Origin of the sequence: Burkholderia sp. MSMB1459WGS, assembly GCF_001534535.1 — a bacterium.
Lineage (GTDB): Bacteria > Pseudomonadota > Gammaproteobacteria > Burkholderiales > Burkholderiaceae > Burkholderia.
This window is the reverse complement of the sequence record NZ_LPMU01000044.1, coordinates 294,417-313,034: the sequence shown is the minus strand read 5'-3', so window position 1 is coordinate 313,034 and position 18,618 is coordinate 294,417. Positions and strand designations below refer to the sequence as shown.

General features: G+C 66.6%; 21 protein-coding genes. 5 read left to right on the top strand and 16 right to left on the bottom strand.

The window, feature by feature from the left end:
• Positions 1-64: 64 nt before the first annotated feature.
• The 6 genes from leuB to WT97_RS18080 all read right to left on the bottom strand — a co-directional run bounded on the left by leuB (position 65) and on the right by WT97_RS18080 (position 5,322).
• Positions 65-1,132 carry a 3-isopropylmalate dehydrogenase gene (leuB, locus tag WT97_RS18105; RefSeq protein ID WP_011548096.1) on the bottom strand — a complete coding sequence of 356 codons (1,068 nt, stop codon included), beginning with the start codon at positions 1,130-1,132 and terminating at the stop codon, positions 65-67.
• 83 nt (positions 1,133-1,215) lie between these two features.
• Positions 1,216-1,866: a 3-isopropylmalate dehydratase small subunit gene (gene leuD, locus WT97_RS18100; protein ID WP_059501150.1), complete on the bottom strand. Its 651-nt coding sequence runs from the start codon at positions 1,864-1,866 to the stop codon at positions 1,216-1,218.
• A 64-nt stretch (positions 1,867-1,930) separates the two neighbouring features.
• Complete coding sequence (locus WT97_RS18095) at positions 1,931-2,077, bottom strand: entericidin A/B family lipoprotein (protein WP_060353970.1); 147 nt, start codon at positions 2,075-2,077, stop codon at positions 1,931-1,933.
• Positions 2,078-2,080: 3 nt separating this feature from the next.
• On the bottom strand, positions 2,081-3,490 hold the full coding sequence (gene leuC / locus WT97_RS18090) for a 3-isopropylmalate dehydratase large subunit (protein WP_059501151.1): 1,410 nt from the start codon (positions 3,488-3,490) through the stop codon (positions 2,081-2,083).
• A 216-nt stretch (positions 3,491-3,706) separates the two neighbouring features.
• Positions 3,707-4,465 (bottom strand): hypothetical protein, encoded by a 759-nt coding sequence (locus tag WT97_RS18085; RefSeq protein ID WP_060353969.1) that lies wholly within the window; start codon positions 4,463-4,465, stop codon positions 3,707-3,709.
• A 35-nt stretch (positions 4,466-4,500) separates the two neighbouring features.
• The gene (locus WT97_RS18080; RefSeq protein WP_060353968.1) at positions 4,501-5,322 is read right to left on the bottom strand and encodes a hypothetical protein; all 822 of its coding nucleotides are present in this window, start codon (positions 5,320-5,322) and stop codon (positions 4,501-4,503) included.
• Between the two features lie 69 nt (positions 5,323-5,391).
• Here WT97_RS18080 and WT97_RS34935 point away from each other — a divergent pair, with 69 nt between their 5' ends.
• The 3 genes from WT97_RS34935 (at position 5,392) to WT97_RS18070 (ending at position 6,885) form a co-directional block, all read left to right on the top strand.
• Positions 5,392-5,868, top strand: coding sequence for a hypothetical protein (locus WT97_RS34935; protein ID WP_257128513.1), 477 nt, complete (start codon positions 5,392-5,394; stop codon positions 5,866-5,868).
• Positions 5,865-6,038 (top strand): hypothetical protein, encoded by a 174-nt coding sequence (locus tag WT97_RS34930; protein ID WP_257128512.1) that lies wholly within the window; start codon positions 5,865-5,867, stop codon positions 6,036-6,038. The genes WT97_RS34935 and WT97_RS34930 overlap by 4 nt, the downstream gene beginning before the upstream one ends.
• 121 nt (positions 6,039-6,159) lie before the next feature.
• Complete coding sequence (locus WT97_RS18070; RefSeq protein WP_059783988.1) at positions 6,160-6,885, top strand: glutathione S-transferase; 726 nt, start codon at positions 6,160-6,162, stop codon at positions 6,883-6,885.
• Positions 6,886-6,912: 27 nt separating this feature from the next.
• Here the strand turns inward: WT97_RS18070 and WT97_RS18065 are convergent, their stop codons facing one another.
• On the bottom strand, positions 6,913-7,311 hold the full coding sequence (locus tag WT97_RS18065) for a hypothetical protein (RefSeq protein WP_059783990.1): 399 nt from the start codon (positions 7,309-7,311) through the stop codon (positions 6,913-6,915).
• A 279-nt stretch (positions 7,312-7,590) separates the two neighbouring features.
• Entirely contained in the window at positions 7,591-8,976 is a 1,386-nt protein-coding gene (locus WT97_RS18060) for an MFS transporter (RefSeq protein ID WP_060353967.1), read from the bottom strand.
• 204 nt (positions 8,977-9,180) lie between these two features.
• On the opposite strand from WT97_RS18060, the gene WT97_RS18055 reads away from it, so the two are divergent.
• Positions 9,181-10,095, top strand: a complete 915-nt coding sequence (locus WT97_RS18055; protein WP_060353966.1) for a LysR family transcriptional regulator — start codon at positions 9,181-9,183, stop codon at positions 10,093-10,095.
• A gap of 83 nt (positions 10,096-10,178) precedes the next feature.
• Here the strand turns inward: WT97_RS18055 and WT97_RS18050 are convergent, their stop codons facing one another.
• From WT97_RS18050 to WT97_RS18030, 5 genes are all read right to left on the bottom strand, one after another.
• Positions 10,179-11,741: an amino acid permease gene (locus WT97_RS18050; protein WP_060353965.1), complete on the bottom strand. Its 1,563-nt coding sequence runs from the start codon at positions 11,739-11,741 to the stop codon at positions 10,179-10,181.
• A 102-nt stretch (positions 11,742-11,843) separates the two neighbouring features.
• Entirely contained in the window at positions 11,844-12,308 is a 465-nt protein-coding gene (locus WT97_RS18045; protein WP_059793942.1) for an Lrp/AsnC family transcriptional regulator, read from the bottom strand.
• Between the two features lie 98 nt (positions 12,309-12,406).
• On the bottom strand, positions 12,407-13,165 hold the full coding sequence (locus WT97_RS18040) for a dimethylarginine dimethylaminohydrolase family protein (protein ID WP_060354077.1): 759 nt from the start codon (positions 13,163-13,165) through the stop codon (positions 12,407-12,409).
• Positions 13,166-13,374: 209 nt separating this feature from the next.
• Positions 13,375-14,625: a DUF1479 domain-containing protein gene (locus WT97_RS18035; protein ID WP_059501160.1), complete on the bottom strand. Its 1,251-nt coding sequence runs from the start codon at positions 14,623-14,625 to the stop codon at positions 13,375-13,377.
• 110 nt (positions 14,626-14,735) lie between these two features.
• The gene (locus WT97_RS18030; protein WP_060353964.1) at positions 14,736-15,125 is read right to left on the bottom strand and encodes a VOC family protein; all 390 of its coding nucleotides are present in this window, start codon (positions 15,123-15,125) and stop codon (positions 14,736-14,738) included.
• 71 nt (positions 15,126-15,196) lie between these two features.
• On the opposite strand from WT97_RS18030, the gene WT97_RS18025 reads away from it, so the two are divergent.
• Positions 15,197-16,174, top strand: a complete 978-nt coding sequence (locus WT97_RS18025) for an AraC family transcriptional regulator (protein WP_060354076.1) — start codon at positions 15,197-15,199, stop codon at positions 16,172-16,174.
• A gap of 90 nt (positions 16,175-16,264) precedes the next feature.
• Here WT97_RS18025 and gltA read toward each other — a convergent pair whose 3' ends face one another.
• From gltA to WT97_RS18010, 3 genes are read right to left on the bottom strand one after another with little or no spacing between them, the layout of a single operon-like run.
• The gene (gene gltA, locus WT97_RS18020; protein ID WP_034205185.1) at positions 16,265-17,566 is read right to left on the bottom strand and encodes a citrate synthase; all 1,302 of its coding nucleotides are present in this window, start codon (positions 17,564-17,566) and stop codon (positions 16,265-16,267) included.
• A gap of 54 nt (positions 17,567-17,620) precedes the next feature.
• Positions 17,621-17,893, bottom strand: coding sequence for a succinate dehydrogenase assembly factor 2 (locus WT97_RS18015; RefSeq protein ID WP_034205186.1), 273 nt, complete (start codon positions 17,891-17,893; stop codon positions 17,621-17,623).
• A gap of 7 nt (positions 17,894-17,900) precedes the next feature.
• On the bottom strand, positions 17,901-18,602 hold the full coding sequence (locus WT97_RS18010) for a succinate dehydrogenase iron-sulfur subunit (protein ID WP_006479352.1): 702 nt from the start codon (positions 18,600-18,602) through the stop codon (positions 17,901-17,903).
• Between the last annotated feature and the right edge of the window lie 16 nt (positions 18,603-18,618).

Genomic DNA, 18,618 nt, shown 5'->3' with positions numbered 1-18,618 from the left:
GGCCGATTTTTACGGCCCGTTCGCGCCCTTTTCATCTTAATTGCCGGACTGCATTTCCGTCCGCCTACAGCGCGGCGACCACCGCGTCGCCCATCGCAGCCGTGCCGACCTGCTTGCAGCCCGGCGTCGCGATGTCGCCCGTACGGTAACCCTGTTCGAGCACCGTTTTCACCGCGCGTTCGATGCGATCGGCCTGCTCCGCGCGATTCAGCGAGTAGCGCAGCAGCATCGCGGCCGACAGGATCGTCGCGAGCGGGTTCGCGATGCCCTTGCCCGCGATGTCCGGCGCCGAACCGTGCGACGGCTCGTACAGGCCCTTGTTGTGCTTGTCGAGCGACGCCGACGGCAGCATGCCGATCGAGCCCGTCAGCATCGACGCCTCATCCGACAGGATGTCGCCGAACATGTTGCCGGTGACGATCACGTCGAACTGCTTCGGCGCCTTCGCGAGCTGCATCGCCGCGTTGTCGACGTACATGTGCGACAGCTCGACGTCCGCGTACTCCTTCGACACGTCGATCATGATGTCGCGCCAGAACTGCGACGTCTCCAGCACGTTCGACTTGTCGACCGACAGCAGCTTCTTCGCGCGTTTTTGCGCGGCCTGGAACGCGACGTGCGCGATGCGGCGCACTTCCGGCTCCGAATAGCGCATCGTGTCGAAGCCTTCGCGCTCGCCGGCGAACGGGCCGTCCGGCGCCGCACGCACGCCGCGCGGCTGGCCGAAGTAGATGTCGCCGTTCAGTTCGCGCACGATCAGGATGTCGAGGCCCGCGACGAGCTCGGGCTTCAGCGGCGACGCATCGACGAGCTGCGGATAGCAGATCGCCGGACGGAAGTTCGCGAACAGCTCGAGGTGCTTGCGCAGCCCGAGGATCGCCTGCTCGGGGCGCAGCGCGCGCTCCAGCGAATCGTACTTCCAGTCGCCGACCGCGCCGAACAGGATCGCATCGGCCTGCTTCGCGAGCGCCAGCGTCGCGTCGGGCAGCGGATGGCCGCTCGCCTCGTAGCCCGCGCCGCCGACCGGCGCCTGTTCGAGTTCGAACTTCTCGTCGAGTGCGTTCAGCACCTTCACCGCTTCATTGACGATTTCCGGACCGATGCCGTCGCCCGGCAGCACTGCAATCTTCATGCGAAATTCCTGACTGGGTAGGGTATTGGGGAAGCAGGCAGGCAGGCGGGCGGGCGCACGCGCGGCGCGCCCGCAACGCGCGATCAGCCGACCAGCTTGGTGTCGAGCCACGGCTGCTTCACGAGCCGCTCCGCTTCGAACTGGCGGATCTTGTCCGCGTAGCGCAGCGTGAGGCCGATGTCGTCGAAGCCATTCAGCAGGCAGTACTTGCGGAATGCGGCGATCTCGAACGGATACTCGCGGCCGTCGGCGGCGCGCACGACCTGCGCGTCGAGGTCGATCGTCAGTTGATAGCCGTTGAACGCGACCGTCTCGTTGAACAGGTGATCGACCTGCTGCTCGGTCAGCACGATCGGCAGCAGACCGTTCTTGTAGCAGTTGTTGAAGAAGATGTCCGCGAAGCTCGGCGCGATGATCGCGCGGAAGCCGTACTGCTGCAGCGCCCACGGCGCGTGCTCGCGCGAGCTGCCGCAGCCGAAGTTCTTGCGGGCGAGCAGCACCGATGCGCCCTGATAGCGCGGCTGGTTCAGCACGAAATCCGGGTTCAGCGGACGCTTCGAATTGTCCTGGCCCGGCTCGCCGTGATCGAGATAGCGCCATTCGTCGAACGCGTTCGGACCGAAGCCCGTGCGCTTGATCGACTTCAGGAACTGCTTCGGGATGATCGCGTCGGTGTCGACGTTCTCGCGATCGAGCGGCGCCACGACGCCGGTATGTACAGTGAATTTTTCCATGATCCGTCTATCCGGTTGAAGGGCCGGCACGCGCCGGCACCCATCGACAAATTCTCGGGTGGCGTCAGTCCGCGGCGCGCTGCAGCGCGTTGCCGGCGGCATGGACGTCCTCGCCGAAGCCTCGGACGGTATTGCAGCCGGCCAGGCCGACGCCCAGCGCCGCGAGCGCCAGCGCGGCGACCAGCCGCGCGATGAGCTTCGATGCCGTCACGCGTTACCCCAGCTGGCGAATGTCGACGAAGTGACCTTCGATCGCCGCGGCCGCCGCCATCGCGGGGCTCACGAGGTGCGTGCGACCGCCCGCGCCCTGCCGGCCTTCGAAGTTGCGGTTCGACGTCGACGCGCAGCGCTCGCCCGGATCGAGCCGGTCGGCGTTCATCGCGAGGCACATCGAGCAGCCCGGCTCGCGCCATTCGAAGCCCGCATCGGTGAACACCTTGTCGAGCCCTTCGCGCTCGGCCTGCGCCTTCACGAGGCCCGAGCCCGGCACGACCATCGCGAGCCGCACGTTCGGTGCGACGCGGCGGTTCAGCTTCTTCACGACGTACGCGGCCGCGCGGATGTCCTCGATCCGTGCGTTCGTGCACGAGCCGATGAAGATCTTGTCGACCTTGATCGATTCGATCGGCGTGTTCGGCTCGAGCGCCATGTAGGCCAGCGCACGCTCCATCGCGTCGCGCTTGACCGGATCCTTTTCGCGCTCGGGATCGGGCACGCGACCGTCGATCGACGTGACCATTTCCGGCGACGTGCCCCACGTGACCTGCGGGACGATCTCGGCCGCATTCAGCTCGACCACGCGGTCGAACTGCGCGCCTTCGTCCGACTTGAACTGACGCCAGTATTCGACGGCCTGATCCCATTCCGCGCCGGTCGGCACGAACGGACGGCCCTTCAGGTAATCGATCGTCGTATCGTCGACGGCGACCATGCCCGCACGCGCGCCGGCCTCGATCGCCATGTTGCAGACGGTCATGCGGCCTTCCATCGTCAGCGCGCGAATGGTCGAGCCGCCGAATTCGATCGCATAGCCCGTGCCGCCCGCGGTGCCGATCTTGCCGATGATCGCGAGCACGATGTCCTTCGCGGTACAACCGCGCGGCAGCGCACCCTCGACCTTCACGAGCATGTTCTTGCTCTTCTTCTGCAGGAGCGTTTGCGTCGCGAGCACGTGCTCGACTTCCGACGTGCCGATGCCGTGCGCGAGCGCGCCGAACGCGCCGTGCGTCGACGTATGCGAATCGCCACAGACGATCGTCATGCCCGGCAGCGTCGCGCCCTGCTCCGGCCCGATGATGTGCACGATGCCCTGGCGCACGTCGTTCATCTTGAACTGCGTGATGCCGAACGCGTCGCAGTTCGCGTCGAGCGTGTCGACCTGCAGCTTAGAGACGGGATCGGCGATGCCGTGGCTGCGGTCCGTCGTCGGCACGTTGTGGTCCGACACGGCCAGGTTCGCGCTGATGCGCCACACCGGACGCTGCGCGATCTTCAGCCCTTCGAATGCCTGCGGGCTCGTGACTTCATGCAGCAGTTGACGGTCGATGTAGAGCAGGGTCGTGCCGTCTTCCTCGGTGTGGACCACGTGGGTGTTCCACAGTTTGTCGTAGAGAGTCTGTGCCATGGGTATGCGGGGTCGTTGTGACTACAAGCCTTGCGGATGCGGTCGATTATGCCACGCACAACGCGCCACGGCGCAGGCCGGACGCGAAAAAACCCATTAAAAACAGTGGTTTGGCTGGTAGTGCCAATACCTGTATCGGCATTACCAGCCAAAACGGGGCACGCACGAGCCGGCGCGCGGCGAGCGCGCGTGCGGCGCCCGTATCCGTGCCCTCGCCTAGCCGTTCGGATATTCGCGATTGATCAGATCGAGCCGCAGCATCGCGAGCTGCATGCCGGCATTGCTCATCAGGTAAAGATCGCGCCGCCGCATCGCCGCCTGCTGCGCCGATGCGTCGTAGACGCCCGGCAGCGACAGTCCCGCCGGCACCGCCGCCTGCATCCCCGCCGCGTTCGATACGCGCACGGCAATCGACGCCTGATCGCGATGGGTGACCACGCCGACCTTGCCGAGCGCCGCGGCCGAGCCGGCCCGCCTGACGATCGCGGCGGCCACGCCATCGGGCGTCGGTATCGGGCTGCCCGCGACCGCGGCGGGCGTCGCGATCGACGTCACGCCGGCCGTCAGTCCGTACTTCGACGCGAGCACGCTCGCGACTTCCTGCTGCGCGAAAATCGGCGCCGCGACTTTCTGCCGAAGCTGGAACACGGCATCGGCGATCGCCTCGTTCACGGGCCCCGGCACCGGCGCGGCGGCCGATGCCCCGGCGCGATTCCCGAAGGCGAACGCGACGATCGTGTCGATCGCGGCGGCGTCGACGGTCGGCGGCGTCCAAGAGAAAAACGTGTCGAGCAGGTAACCGGTTTCGTCGGCGGCGGTCGCGCGATCGTTCAGTTCGTCGGTCAGCTTGCCGAGCATCTGGCGCTGCAGTTCCGCATCGGAAACGGGGGCGTCGCTCGCGAAAGCGGGTGCGGCGGCGGCACACGATGCGGCGAGCAATGAGGTAGAGGCCAGGAAATGGCGGCGGTTCGTCATGGTCACGGGATTCGAATGAAAAACAACGAGGAGCATCAGCCCTTCGGGAAAGCCTGCATCGTCGCGGTCATCGCGTGCGTCAGCATCTGCGCATACATGTCGTGTACGAGATAGAGGCTGCGGTTGCGCGTCCACGGCTGGCCCGACTGCGGGTCGTACGTCGTCGGCAGCGGCACCTCGGCAACCGCCGCCGCCTGCATGCCCGCCTGCTGCGAGGTCTGGATGCAGCGCTTCGCATGATCGCGATGGCCGACCACCGCAACCGTGCCCATCGCCGCCGCACCGCCCGCGCGCGATACGGCCACGGCCGCGACACCCGCGGTGCTCAGGTACACGATCGAACCGTCGCTCGCGATCACCGGCTCGATCGACGTCAGCACGTCGGCGCCCAGCCCGTATTTCGATACGAGAAAGCGCGCGATTTCCCACTGTGCGTAGACCTTGACGGGTTTCAACTGGCGGATGCGGTACACGGCGTCCGCGAGCGCTTCGTTCACCGGCCCCGGATCCGGCAGCGCCGACTGGTTGCCGCCGGTGCTCGATGTATTGCCGCTCGCCGCGTTCGGACGATTGCCGAAGCTGTACGCGACGATCGCGCCGATCCGTGCGGCCGGCACCGTCGGCAGCGCCCACGTGAAGCCGACATCGGTGATCGCCGGCACGATCGCATCGACTGTCGCCGCATCGCCGAGCTGGGCGTTCAGTTTCGCGGACATCTGCGCGGCGAGCGCGCTATCGGTCACGGGTGCCGACGTGACGTCGTCGCCGCCGCATGCGCTCAGCAACGGAGCTGCCGCAACGGCGGGTGCGGCAGCAAGAAATTTTCTTCGTGAAGAAACCGACGCATTCAGATTCATAAGAGACAGGAAACGATGCGAACGACGCCGGCAGCAAGTCGCGGCGTTGCAAATCGCGGGTTCAGGGAAATGACCATCGGGCACGTCGCCCGGCTGGAAAACGGGCGACAGGATCGACGCGCGGAGCGGATCGCGGCACCCCGTCGATCGACGATGCTGGATCGTAGTGGGCGTTTATTAAATGGCGGTGAACCTGTCGATCGAAGGCTGACGATCGTCGTGCCGTTTCATCGACGGACGCGTGCGTTTCATCCGTGGCGAGCGAACGCAGCCGCCGTTTCACCGGTGGCACGCACGCGATGCGCGGGCATCGTCGCGCACGGCACGGTCCTCTCCGGATTTCGCGATACGACGGCGCAACGCACGTTCCCACGATCCGATCCGGAGCACACGACGATGGCGTTCGGCCTGAACGAATCGCTTGCTCGGCTCGACGAAGCACGCTGTTCACGACGCCGTTTCGGCATGGCACGCGCGACGTCGGGCGGTACGAGCCGCGCATCGAGGACGAGCAGAAACCGCATGCGCGCGACGAGGTCGACGTGATCGCCGCCGGCACGTCGCGCTTCGTCGTCGACGGACGCGCATGCGACGTCGTGATCGGCGACGCGCTGTTCGTGCCCGCGCACGCCGAGCATCGCTTCACCGGCTTCTCCGACGATTTCTCGACATGGGTGTTGTTCTACGGCCCCGAAGGCGGCGAACGCGGCGCGTAACGCACGACGCGCAGGGCACTTTTCCGGCGATCTCCTAGACTGTCTATTCGCAGCGGGCGCCGCATGGCCGCCCCACCGTCAAGCAGCCGGCAGCATCCGGTGCAACGAACAGGAGAACAGTATGCGATACGAACTCTATTACTGGCCCGAGATCCAGGGACGCGGCGAATACGTGCGGCTCGCGCTCGAGGCGGCCGAAGCCGACTATGTCGACGTCGCGCGCGAATCGGGGCGCGGCATGGGCGTGTCGGCGATGATGCGCATGATGGACAGCACGAAAGCGGAATGCGTGCCGTTCGCGCCGCCGTTCCTGAAGGCGGGCGACGTGGTCGTCGGGCAGACCGCGAACATCCTGCTGTTTCTCGGCGCGCGGCTCGGGCTCGCGCCCGACGACGAAGCCGGCCGGCTGTGGGTACACCAGATCCAGCTGACCGCCGCCGATTTCATCACCGAGATCCACGACACGCACCATCCGATCGGCAGCGGCCTGTACTACGAGGACCAGAAAGCGGAAGCGGCCGAGCGCGCGGCCGATTTCCTCGAGAACAGGCTGCCGAAATTCCTCGGCTACTTCGATCGCGTGCTCGAACAGAATCCGCACGAGAACGGCTATATCGCGGGTAACGCGCTCAGCTATGCGGATCTGACGATGTTCCAGTTGATCGAGGGCCTGCGCTATGCGTTTCCGAAAGCGATGAAGCGCGCGGAGCGCAAGATCGCGGCGCTCGTCGCGCTGCACGATCGCGTCGCGCAGCACCCGCCCGTCGCGCGCTACCTGGAATCGGAGCGCCGCATCCCGTTCAACGACATGGGGATCTTCCGGCACTATCCCGAGCTCGACAAGTAACGGCCCCGCGGGCGCGCAGCTCGCCGTCTACGCGGCGACCGGCGTCTCGTGCAGGTGGCGCCATACGATCACGCCGTCCGCTTCGCGCCGGAACAACGCCGTCGAGCGGCGCACCGTGCGCCGCCCTTCCATGTCGGTCTGCGTCTCGCGATAGCCGATCACCGCGCCGTCGGACCACACCGCAAGGGCGCGCAATTCGTCGATGCCGATCACGAGCCCGGGCCGCGCGCCGTGCCCGCGTGAAAACAGCGCATCGACGCCCGCGTAATCGAGCACCGTGCCGGACGTCGTGATCATCGAAAATCCCGGCGAAAAGCGCGCCATCAGCATCGCGAGCCGCCCGGGCTCCGCGCGGCCCGACAGCCAGCGTTCGATATCGACGTGCGTGTCGACGACTTCATTGAAAAACGGATTCGGCAGATTCATGGGGTTCTCAGGTTCTCAGGTTCTCAGGTTCTTGGGTTCTTGGGTTCTTGGGTTCTTGGGTTCTCGGGTTCTCGGGTTCTCGGGTTCTCGGGTTCTCGGGTTCTCGGGTTCTTGGGTTCTTGGGTTCTCGGGTTCTCGGGTTCTCGGGTTCTCGGGTTCTCGGGTTCTCGGGTTCTCGGGTTCTCGGGTTCTCGGGTTCTCGGGTTCTCGGGTTCTCGGGTTCTCGGGTTCTCGGGTTCTCGGGTTCTCGGGTTCTCGGGTTCTCGGGTTCTCGGGTTCTCAGGGGCGGGATGAAACAGCTTGCACGGCCGGCGTGCGATGCGCGGGAAGCCGCACGACGCAGCCGAGCGGCAGCAACGTCAGCAGCACCGCCAGCCCGAAGCACCAGCGGTACGGGGCCGGCGACGGCGGGCCTGCATCGAGCGCCAGCAACGCATTCAGCGCACTGCCGAGCACGGCCACGCCGACACAAAAGCTCAATTGGCGGTTGATGTTCCAGAGCGCGCTCGCATCGCCCATCCGATCGGGCGACACATCGGCGAATGCCGCGCTTTGCGACGCACTCGTGCACAGGCTGGCGCCGAATCCCATCGCGACGAACGCCGCGACGCGCATGGCTTCGACGCGCGCCCACGGCGTCGCGAGCAACGCGATGCCGACACAATCGATCGCGATTCCGCACGCGAACAATGGCTTCGCGCCATGGCGCGGAAAACAGCGGCGTGTCGTCGCGATCGCGAAGAACGCCGCGATCGCCCACGGCAGCATCAGCGCGCCGACATGCGCGGCGCTCAATGCGAGGGCGTTCTGCAGATACAGCGACGCGACGAGATTGACGCCGGTAAAGACGCCCGGCACGCAGAGATAAACCACCACGCCGGCCCGCAACCACGGTTGCGCGAGCAGACGCAGGTCGAGCAGCGGGGAGGTCGCACGGCGCGCGTGTCGCACATAACCGATGCCGGCTGCCGCCGCGGCCGCCAGCATCGCGCACGGAAATGCCGTCCCGCCGGGCTGCCCCGCCGCGGTAAGCCCCAGCAGCAGCGCGACCAGCGCCGCCGCGCTCAGGCCGAGCCCGCGCCAGTCGAGCCGCGCAGGCCGCTCGCGTGCGCCGTCGCGCGGCAGCCATGCCAGCGCGAGCGCCTCGGTCGCAGCCGCAATCGGCACCATGGCGAAGAAGATCGCACGCCACGAGCCGCGATCGACGATCGCGCCGCCGATCGCGGGCGACAATGCCGGCACGAGCAATGCGACCATCATCACGATCGACGTGAGGCGCGCGTGTGCGTGCGGCGGATACGCGCGATAGGCGATCGTCTGGCCGACCGGAATCAGCAACCCGCCGCCCAGCCCCTGGACCAGCCGCCACACGAGCAGCGCGTCGATCGACGGCGCCGCACCGACGCCCGCGCAGCCGACCCCGAACAGCAGCAACGATGCGCCGAACACGCGCCGCTCGCCGCAGCGACGCGCCAGCCACGTGCCGAACGGAATCACGACGGTCAGCCCGAGCACGTACATGTTGCCGACCCACGCAAGCTGCGCGACCGATGCGTGCAGCTCGCGCTGCAGCGCCGGATACGCGGCGTTCAGCATGAACATGTTCGCGAGATCGATCGCGAATCCGAGCAGATAGACGGCGGCGATTCTGGAGCGGTCTGGCATGGCGGCGGCCGGGGCATCACGAAACGCCGCAGTGTAGAGGCCGACAGCCGGGCCGGTAAGCGGCCGGATTCGACCGGTCCGGTCGAAAAATTTTGACAATCGGATCATGTACGGCCACGCCGCAATGCTCGACGCATCGCACGCGACCGCATATTCGGGTACCCTTCGGGCGATTCCATGCACCCACAGGACCGCGCCCCGACCATGGTGAGCCTCGATCGTTTCGTCGTCTTCCGCGCCGTGGTCGAGGCGGGCTCGTTCACGGCCGCCGCGATCACGCTGAACCAGGCACGCGCGGCCGTCAGCTTCAACATCAAGCAGCTCGAAGCCGAGCTAGGCGTGACGCTGCTCACGCGCACCACGCGGCGCGTCGAGCTGACCGATGCCGGCGAGCGGTTCTACCGACGCTGCCTGCGCGTGCTCGACGAAGCCGAAGGCGCGATCGACGAGGTGCGCGGCGAACATGGCGGGATGGAGGGCATCCTGCGCGTGACGTCGACGGTCGAATATGCGGCACGCATCCTCGCACCGGCGCTGCATGCATTTACCGCGCGGCATCCGGCGTTGCGCGTCCGGCTCGAAACGCATACGTCACAGGCAGACCTCGTGCGCGACCGCTTCGACGTCGCGATCCGGCTCGGCCGCCACGAGCACTTTCGCGAGCTGCCGTATCGCGGCGTCTGCCTCGGCACGTACGACGTGCTGCCCGTGATGGCGCCCGACCTGCCGGCACGCGCCGGCGTTCCGCAACCGGCGTCGCCGGACGCTTTGGCGCGTCTGCCGCAGCTCGGCCACAGCCGGCTCGAACGAATCGCGGAATGGACGCTCACCGATCGCGCGGGCAACGAGCATGCGTTCCGGCCGCACGCGAAACCGCGCATCGTCGTCGACAACGCGTCGGTGCTGTGCGAACTGGCGCGCCAGGGCAGCGGCGTCGCGCTGCTGCCCGAATGGCTCGTGCGCGACGATCTCGCAAGCGGTGCGCTGGTCGACGCGCTGCCCGCATACCGCTTTCCGCGGCAAAACGTCTACGCGTTGTACGTCGCGGCGCGGCACGTGCCGCAGAAAGTGCGCGCGTGGGTGGATTTCATGAAGGCGCAGTTGCAGCAGACGCGCTGAACGCGCGGGGCGGCGCGACACGTTTCAACGGCAGCCGGCCATCCGATTCGGCCGGCTCCATCGCCGCGCCGCGCAGCGGGCGATCAGTGCGGCTGCCCATGCTGCACGGCCGCCGCGTCGACGGCCTCGACCGAGCGCGTGAGCCACGGCCCGATGTCCATCTCCTCGTAGCGCACGAGCCGGCTCTTGCGCGCGCGGCGATACGCCCACCAGATCGCGACGAACAGCGGAATCCACACATAGATCGACACCACCTCCATCCAGTCGATGCGCGCCGCGAAGAACGCCTGGTAATCCTGACCGAGCGAAATCACGATGCAGACCGCGATCGCGAACAGCGGCCCGAACGGAAACCACTTCGCGCGATACGGCAGTCGATCGAGCCTATAGCCCTGCTTCAGGAAGCCCTTGCGAAATCGGTAATGGCAGACCGCGATGCCGAGCCACGCGATGAAGCCGGTGATGCCGACCGTATTCAGCAACCACAGATAGATGCGCTGGTTGTTGGTCAACGACGTGAGGAAACACAGCCCGCCGACGGCCATCGTCGCGTACAGCGCGTTGCGCGGCACGCCGCCCGGCGACAGCGTCGCGAACATGGCCGGCGCGCGCCCTTCCGATGCGAGGTTGTACAGCATCCGCGTCGCCGCGTAGGTACCGGAATTGCCGGCCGACAGCACGGCCGTCAGGATCACCAGATTCATCGCGCCGGCGGCGAGCGGGAACCCCGCGTGGCTGAACACCAGCGTAAACGGGCTCACGCCGATGTCGGTCACGTCGCTCTTCAGCAGGTTCGGATCGGTGTACGGTACGAGCAGGCCGATCACGAAGATCGCGAGCACGTAGAACAGCATGATCCGCCAGAAGATTTGCTTCACCGCGCGCGGAATCGTCGTGCGCGGGTTTTCCGATTCGCCGGCCGTGATGCCGACCAGCTCGGTGCCGAGGAACGAAAAACCCGCGATCAGCGCGACGCTCATCATCGCGTGCACGCCGCCGACGAACGGCGCGTCGCCGGTCGTGAAGTTGCGCCAGCCGACCGGATGGCCGGCGCCGATATGCCCGCTGCCGGTATGCCCGGTGCCGAGCACGCCGGCCGCGATCGACAGCCCGGCCGCGATGAACGCGATCACGGTGACGACCTTGATCAGCGAGAACCAGTATTCCGATTCGCCGAAGCCGCGCACCGACAGCGTATTGAGCAGGAAGATCAGCACGAGGAACCCCGCACCCCACCACACGCCCGGCACCGCCGGAAACCAGTAGCGCATCACGATCTGCGCGGCGACCAGCTCGATCGCGATCGTCACCGCCCAGCTGTACCAGTAAGTCCAGCCGAGCGCGACGCCGAACCCTTCGTCGACGTACTTCTCGCCGTAGATCGCGAACGAGCCCGATACCGGCATCAGCGCGGCCATCTCGCCAAGCCCCGTAACGACGAAGTAGACCATGATCCCGATCGCGAGATACGCGGCGATCGCGCCGCCCGGCCCCGCCTGCGCGACGGACGCGCCTGACGCGACGAACAGCCCCGTGCCGATCGAGCCGCCGATCGCGATCATCGCGATGTGGCGGCCCTGCAGACGGCGTTTCAGCGTCGCCCCGGACGGCTCGGCCGTCTCCGCTGCCGCTTGCATAGCATCCATAGTGTTCATCCTGATGGTGACCCGGCCAACCGATTTGATTTGGAATGCAAATCGATTGCCCCGGTCATTCGCGTTGAAAACGGCCCTGCCGGGCCGGTCGCCTCACACGACGCTGCGCTTGATCGCCTGCAGTTCGGCCGTCGTCACGATCTTCTCGATCCGGAATCGCGAGCTTTCCAGCCACGCGTTCGCGATTCGCCGGTATTCGTCGAGATCCTCGCACGCGAGCCGCACGAGAAAATCGAACGTGCCGCTGACGAGCCAGCAATCGAGCACGGCCGGATTCGCGCGCATTTCCTCCTCGAACGGCGCCTGCGAACGTCCGTGGTCAGCCAGTACGATCTGCGCGATCACGACGATCGGCTTGGTCGCGCGCGGCGCATTGATCACCGCGCGGTACCCTTCGATCACGCCGAGCGCCTCGAGCCGCTCCACGCGCGCCTGGCAGGGGCGCGGCGTGAGGTTCACGAGTTCCGACAGCTTGCGGTAGGAAATTCGCCCGTCGGTCCGCAGGATGTCGAGGATCCGGAGATCGATCTTGTCGAGCTGCATCTTCTTGTCGGTCATCCGCGTTCGCTCCGGTCGGGTCGTGGCTCATGCGCGGAACGTCTGCCGTTCCGCGCATGAGCCACATTATCCGGCCGAAGCGGTCGCGCGCCAATCGGCTAGAACCGCAGCGACAGGCAGGTCAGGCCGCCGTCCATCTTGCGGAACTCGCTCGTGTCGATCACGTGCAGCGGCATGCCGAGCGACGCGATCGCGTCATGCACGCGCGGATAACCGGCCGGCGTGATCAGCGTGCCGTTCACGCGCAGCGTGTTGCCGGCATATTCGTCCGCCGCGGAAATCGCGATACGCCGATAGCCGGCGAACGCCGGATGCGCGGCGAGCGCTTCCGTGACGAGCAGCGTGTCGTCGCCGAGCGCGTTGACGACCGATTTCAGGTGCAGGCCGGCGCCGACCGGCACCGCGACGACCGAGTAGCCATGGCGCGACACCAGCGTGTCGAACGCGGCGATGCCTTCCGCGTCGGTGCGGCTCGTCAGGCCGATGAAGAAGCGCTTGCCGACCAGCATCACGTCGCCGCCGTCGAGGCGGCCGGACTGCATCGGCAGCAGGTCGCGATGGGCGGCGAGCGCCGCTTCGATATGAACCGTCTCGCCGCGCCGGGCGGGCGCGCCGGGGCGCGTGATCACCGCGAATTCCGGCGTGACGACGGCGACGTCCTCGACGAAATGCGAATCGGGAAACGCATCCAGCGGCGGCAGTTCGGTCAGCTCGACGCCGAGCCCGCGCAGCGCGTCGCAGTATGCGTCGAACTGCATGAGCGTCTTGTCGTAGTCGGGCGCGCCGAGCGCGGCGGTGGTGAGACCCGCGCCGCAGGACGGCGCGGGACGGCGAACGATCGCTTGCGTGAATTGCATCGACTCCTCCATGGTCTGCACCGCATCCGTGCGGCGCACGGGCGGGCGGCGTGGTGTCCGGACCATTATCGGAAGCCAAATTGTGCAATTCGCGTCGATTTCGGCGGCACCGGCAGCCGATTGCGTCGAATTGCGCGCACCACGCAGCGGATTCGGCAGACGGGCCGCTCGCCGTGTCGGGCACGGCCGTTTCGCCTGCCGCACGCGCGTTACGCGCCGGGCTCGAATCCCATCTGCGCACGGCCGAGCGCCGTCAACTCGCCCTCCCCCGCGCGCCCGTCGAATTCGACCTCGAAATGATCGGCCGGGAAATCGGGCGGACTGTCGCCACGCAGGAACGCGGAGCGCTGGCGTTGCAGGTACGCATCGTTTTTCGCGCAGCCGGGCGCGGCGGCGATGTACATCACGTTGCTGTCGCCGCTGCCGCGATGCGCATCCTCGACCGCATGCACGACATCGCCGTGCCAGAACACCGCGTCGCCCGGCGCCATGTGCGGGATCGGCACCAGCGCGTCGAGCAGCAGCGCATGCCATTCGGGCCGGATCGACAGCGCGCGGCCGGGACGTGCGCCGCACAGGTCGTCGTCGGCGACGTCGTCCTGCAGCGCACGCAGCACGACATAGGCCATCGCGTTCGCGATCGGGATCAGCTGCAGCGTGCCGTCGCCGGGCCCCTGCGGCGTCAGCGCGGTCCAGCCCTGGAACGTGCGGAACATCGAGCACACGGCCGGCGACGGAATCTCCTCGACGTCGGGACGGAACGCCGCATCGAACGGATCGTAATCGCGCCAGCGGCCGGCCAGCACGTGACGATAGACCTGGCGAAAATTCGCGCCGAGCCAGCGCTCGACGGAGCCACCGTCGACATGCGGCGACAGCCCAAGCGACGTCGAGCCGGGCGGCCGGCGGCGAATCCGGTCCGCATAGGCGGGCACCTGGTCGGGATCGAAATGCATACGTGCGCCGTCCGCATGCCGCCACAGGCGATTCAGGAACACTCGCGCCTGCGTGAGTGCCGGCGACTGGCGCGCGGCGACCTGCGGCTTCGACCAATAAACGCCGTAGATCTGCGGCTTGCCCGACGCGAGGTTGCCGAAATAGCGGTCTTCCGCGCGCGCGTGCAACCGGTCGGCGAAACGGTTCGCGTCCAGATACGCGCCGATTTCGTCGTTCCAGTCGCGCGCCTGCCGGGCATCGAACACGCCGCGGATCACGACCGCGCCATGCGTGCGAATCGCGGCAATCGCCTGCGGATCCACCTTTCCGTCCGCGATATCCGCGAACGGCACGGCCGGAATCACGTCGCGGCCATGTGCGTGCGCGCGGCGGATCGCGTCGACCTGCCGTGCGATATCGCCTTCCAGCTCGCGGAACGTGGCCGCATAACCGGGCAAATCGGCGCGCAGCGCCCGTTTGGCCGCGCGGATCGCGGCCGGCAGATCGTCAATCGTCAGTTGCATCGTCGTCTCCTCGCTGAAGCGTGTCGTGATGTGCTGTCAGCGTACGGTCGGCGCAGGGTCGCCATCACCACTATCCGGCCAATGATCGATACAATCCTGACAATCGTGCGTCACTCGCGACGATGGCAGACCACGCAGAGCTTGTTGCCGTCCGGGTCGCGGAAATAGGCGCCGTAGTAGTCGCGGTGATAGTGCGGCCGCAGGCCCGGCGGCCCTTCGCAGACGCCGCCCTGTCGCAGCGCGAGCGCGTGACAGCGATCGACGTGGGCACGGGTCGGCGCATCGAACGCGATCGCGTGGCCATTGCCCGGTTCGGGCGGCCGGCCATCGAGCGGCTTGCCGAAGAAGAACAGCGGCCGCTCGGCGTCGGCCGGCATCCAGCCCGACCAGCCGTCCGGTTCGCGGAATTTCAGGCGCAGGCCGAGTTCAGCGAACAGCGGCGCGTAGAAGTCGTAGGCGCGCGCCGTATCGCCGACGCCCACGCAAACATGTGAAAACATGGCATCGCTCCGTGGTGACGATCGCTCACGATCATGCCACGATGCGCTGCCCGCCCCTGCCGGAGGCCGCGATGAAACCGCAATACGAACACGTGACGTTCGCACCCGGCTGTTCGATCCGCGTCTATCACCGTCAGCTCGCGCGCATTCCGTTCGAGTGGCATCGCCACCCCGAATACGAGCTGACGCTGACGCTCAACAGCCGCGGCCGGCGCTTCATCGGCGATCATGTCGCGCGCTACGCGGACGACGATCTCGTGCTCGTGCCGCCCAACCTGCCGCATACGTGGTCGTCGAACGCGCGCATCGATCGCGACGCGCCCGAGGTCGCGCTCGTCGTCTGGTTCGACGGCGACTGGGTGCGGCGGCTGGCCGACTGCTGCGCCGAATACGCGCCGCTGCGCTCGCTGCTGCGGCGCGCGGCGCCGGGCCTGCGCTTCGACGTGGAGACGGCCCGCGCGATGCGCGCGCGCCTGCCGCTGTTGCTCGATCCGTCGCCGCGCGCGAGGCTCGCGGCCACGCTCGACACGCTTGCCGATCTCGCGGAAGCCGGCGGCGAACCGCTCGCCACCGCGCACGCGTACGGCCAGCGCGACGGTGCGCCATCGCCGGCCGATCCGGCCGCGCCCGAAGCCGAACGCCTCGATCGCGTGCTCGACGCGATCGACCGGCATTTCCACGAACCGCTGCGCATCGACGCACTCGCCGCTGTCGCGCACCTGTCCGAACGCACGCTGCAACGGCTGTTCGTCCGGCACCTCGGCGAAAGTGTCGGCCGCTACGTGCAACGGCTGCGGCTCGCGCATGCCTGTCGCCATCTCGTCGGCACCGACTGGCCGATCGCGACGGTGGCCGCGCGCTGCGGCATTCCGAACGCCGCGAACTTCAATCGCCAGTTCCTCGCCGCGCGCGGCACGACGCCCGGCGCGTACCGGCAGTTCTTCAAGCAGCACGGCCACGCACCCGACGACGATGCGCCCGCACTCGACACACGGCCGCCGTCGCTGGAGCGCCGCGCCGGATCGGGCCAACGTCGGCCGCGCAAATGAAAACACCCCGACGGGCTGACCCGTCGGGGTGTCGTGGCGTTGCGATTGCCCGACGCGAGCGGCCTGCCGGCCGTTCGCGTCGCACACGGTTTAACGTGCGTTGAGCGGCTTCGCTTCGCGCGGCGTGTCGCCGATGAACAACTGGCGCGGACGGCCGATCTTCTGTTCCGGATCGGCAATCATTTCGTTCCACTGTGCGATCCAGCCGACCGTGCGTGCCATCGCGAAGATACACGTGAACATCGACGTCGGGATACCCAGCGCGCGCTGGACGATGCCCGAGTAGAAGTCGACGTTCGGGTACAGCTTGCGCGACACGAAGTATTCGTCTTCCAGCGCGATCTTCTCGAGCTGCATCGCGAGCTTGAACAGCGGGTCGTCGTGCAGGCCCAGTTCGTTCAGCACTTCGTAGCACGTTTCGCGCATCAGCTTCGCACGCGGGTCGTAGTTCTTGTACACGCGGTGACCGAAGCCCATCAGCTTCACGCCCGAATTCTTGTCCTTCACCTGCTTGATGAATTCGGGGATGTTGTCCGGCGAACCGATCTGCTCGAGCATGTTCAGCGCGGCTTCGTTCGCACCGCCGTGCGCCGGGCCCCACAGACAGGCGATACCGGCCGCGATACACGCGAACGGGTTCGCGCCCGACGAACCGGCCAGGCGGACCGTCGACGTCGATGCGTTCTGCTCGTGATCGGCGTGCAGAATCAGGATACGGTCGAGCGCGCGGACCAGCACGTCGTTGACCTTGTACTCTTCGCACGGGTTCGAGAACATCATGTGCATGAAGTTCGCGCTGTACGACAGTTCGTTCTTCGGATAGACGAACGGCTGGCCGATGCTGAACTTGTACGCCATCGCGACGAGCGTCGGCAGCTTCGCGATCATGCGGATTGCCGACACTTCGCGGTGACGCGGATCGTTGATGTCGAGCGAGTCGTGATAGAACGCCGACAGCGCGCCGACGGCCGCCACCAGCACCGCCATCGGGTGCGCGTCGCGACGGAAGCCGCGGAAGAAGAAGTGCATCTGCTCGTGCACCATCGTGTGCTTCGTGACGGTGTCGACGAATTCCTTCTTCTGCGCGGCGTTCGGCAGTTCGCCCTTCAGCAGCAGGTAGCAGCTTTCGAGGAAGTCGGCGTTCTGCGCGAGGTTGTCGATCGGGTAGCCGCGGTACAGCAGTTCGCCCTTGTCGCCGTCGATGTACGTGATCGCCGAATTGCACGAAGCCGTCGACATGAAGCCCGGGTCGTACGTGAACTTGCCGGTCTGGCCGTACAGCTTGCGGATGTCGATCACGTCCGGGCCCATCGTGCCCTTGTAGATCGGCAGTTCGACGCTCGGCGAGTTGTCGCTGAACGATAGCGTGGCTTTAACATCAGACGGAGTCATGGCACATCCTCAATCGAAATAAAGAAACGGGATTCGATAACGGGCGGAACGTGATTACACGTTGCGCAGCATCTCCAACAGCCGGTGAACATCCGGGCTGTCTAGGTCGCCTTCTGGTTCCTTGCGCGCGAGGAGCAAGTCCATCAGGTCGTTGTCGCTCAGATCGAGCAGGCGCGACAACGCGCCTACGTCTGCATCGGTGAGGTCATGCTCGTATCTGCCGAAGAAACGCTCGAACACGATGTCGTTCTCCAGCAGACCCCGCCGCGCGCGCCAGCGAAGGCGCGCACGGCGGTGCGGGTCGGATTGATGCGAATCGTCGCTCATCTCAACCTTAAACCGCGCGGCGAACCATCAGTTCCTTGATCTTGCCGATCGCCTTCGTCGGGTTCAGGCCCTTCGGGCAGACGTCGACGCAGTTCATGATCGTGTGGCAACGGAACAGACGGTACGGGTCTTCCAGATTGTCGAGACGCTCGCCGGTGGCCGTGTCGCGGCTGTCCGCGATGAAGCGGTAAGCCTGCAGCAGGCCGGCCGGGCCGACGAACTTGTCCGGGTTCCACCAGAAGCTCGGGCACGACGTCGAGCAGCTCGCGCACAGAATGCACTCGTACACGCCGTCGAGCTCGTCGCGCTCTTCCGGCGACTGCAGGCGTTCCTTCTCCGGCGGCGGTGCGTCGTTGATCAGGTACGGCTTGATCGAGTGGTACTGGTTGAAGAAGTGCGTCATGTCGACGATCAGGTCGCGCACGACGGGCAGGCCCGGCAGCGGGCGCAGCACGATCTTCTGCGGCAGGTCGTTCAGGTTCGTCAGGCACGCGAGACCGTTCTTGCCGTTGATGTTCATCGCGTCCGAGCCGCACACGCCTTCGCGGCAGGAACGGCGGAACGACAGCGTCTCGTCCAGGGCCTTCAGCTTGACCAGTGCGTCGAGCAGCATGCGTTCATGCTGGATCTCGAGCTCGTACGTCTGCATGCGCGGCGCCGCGTCCTTGTCCGGATCGTAGCGGTAGACTTCAAAAATGCGTTTTGCCATTTCGGATTCCTTTGAC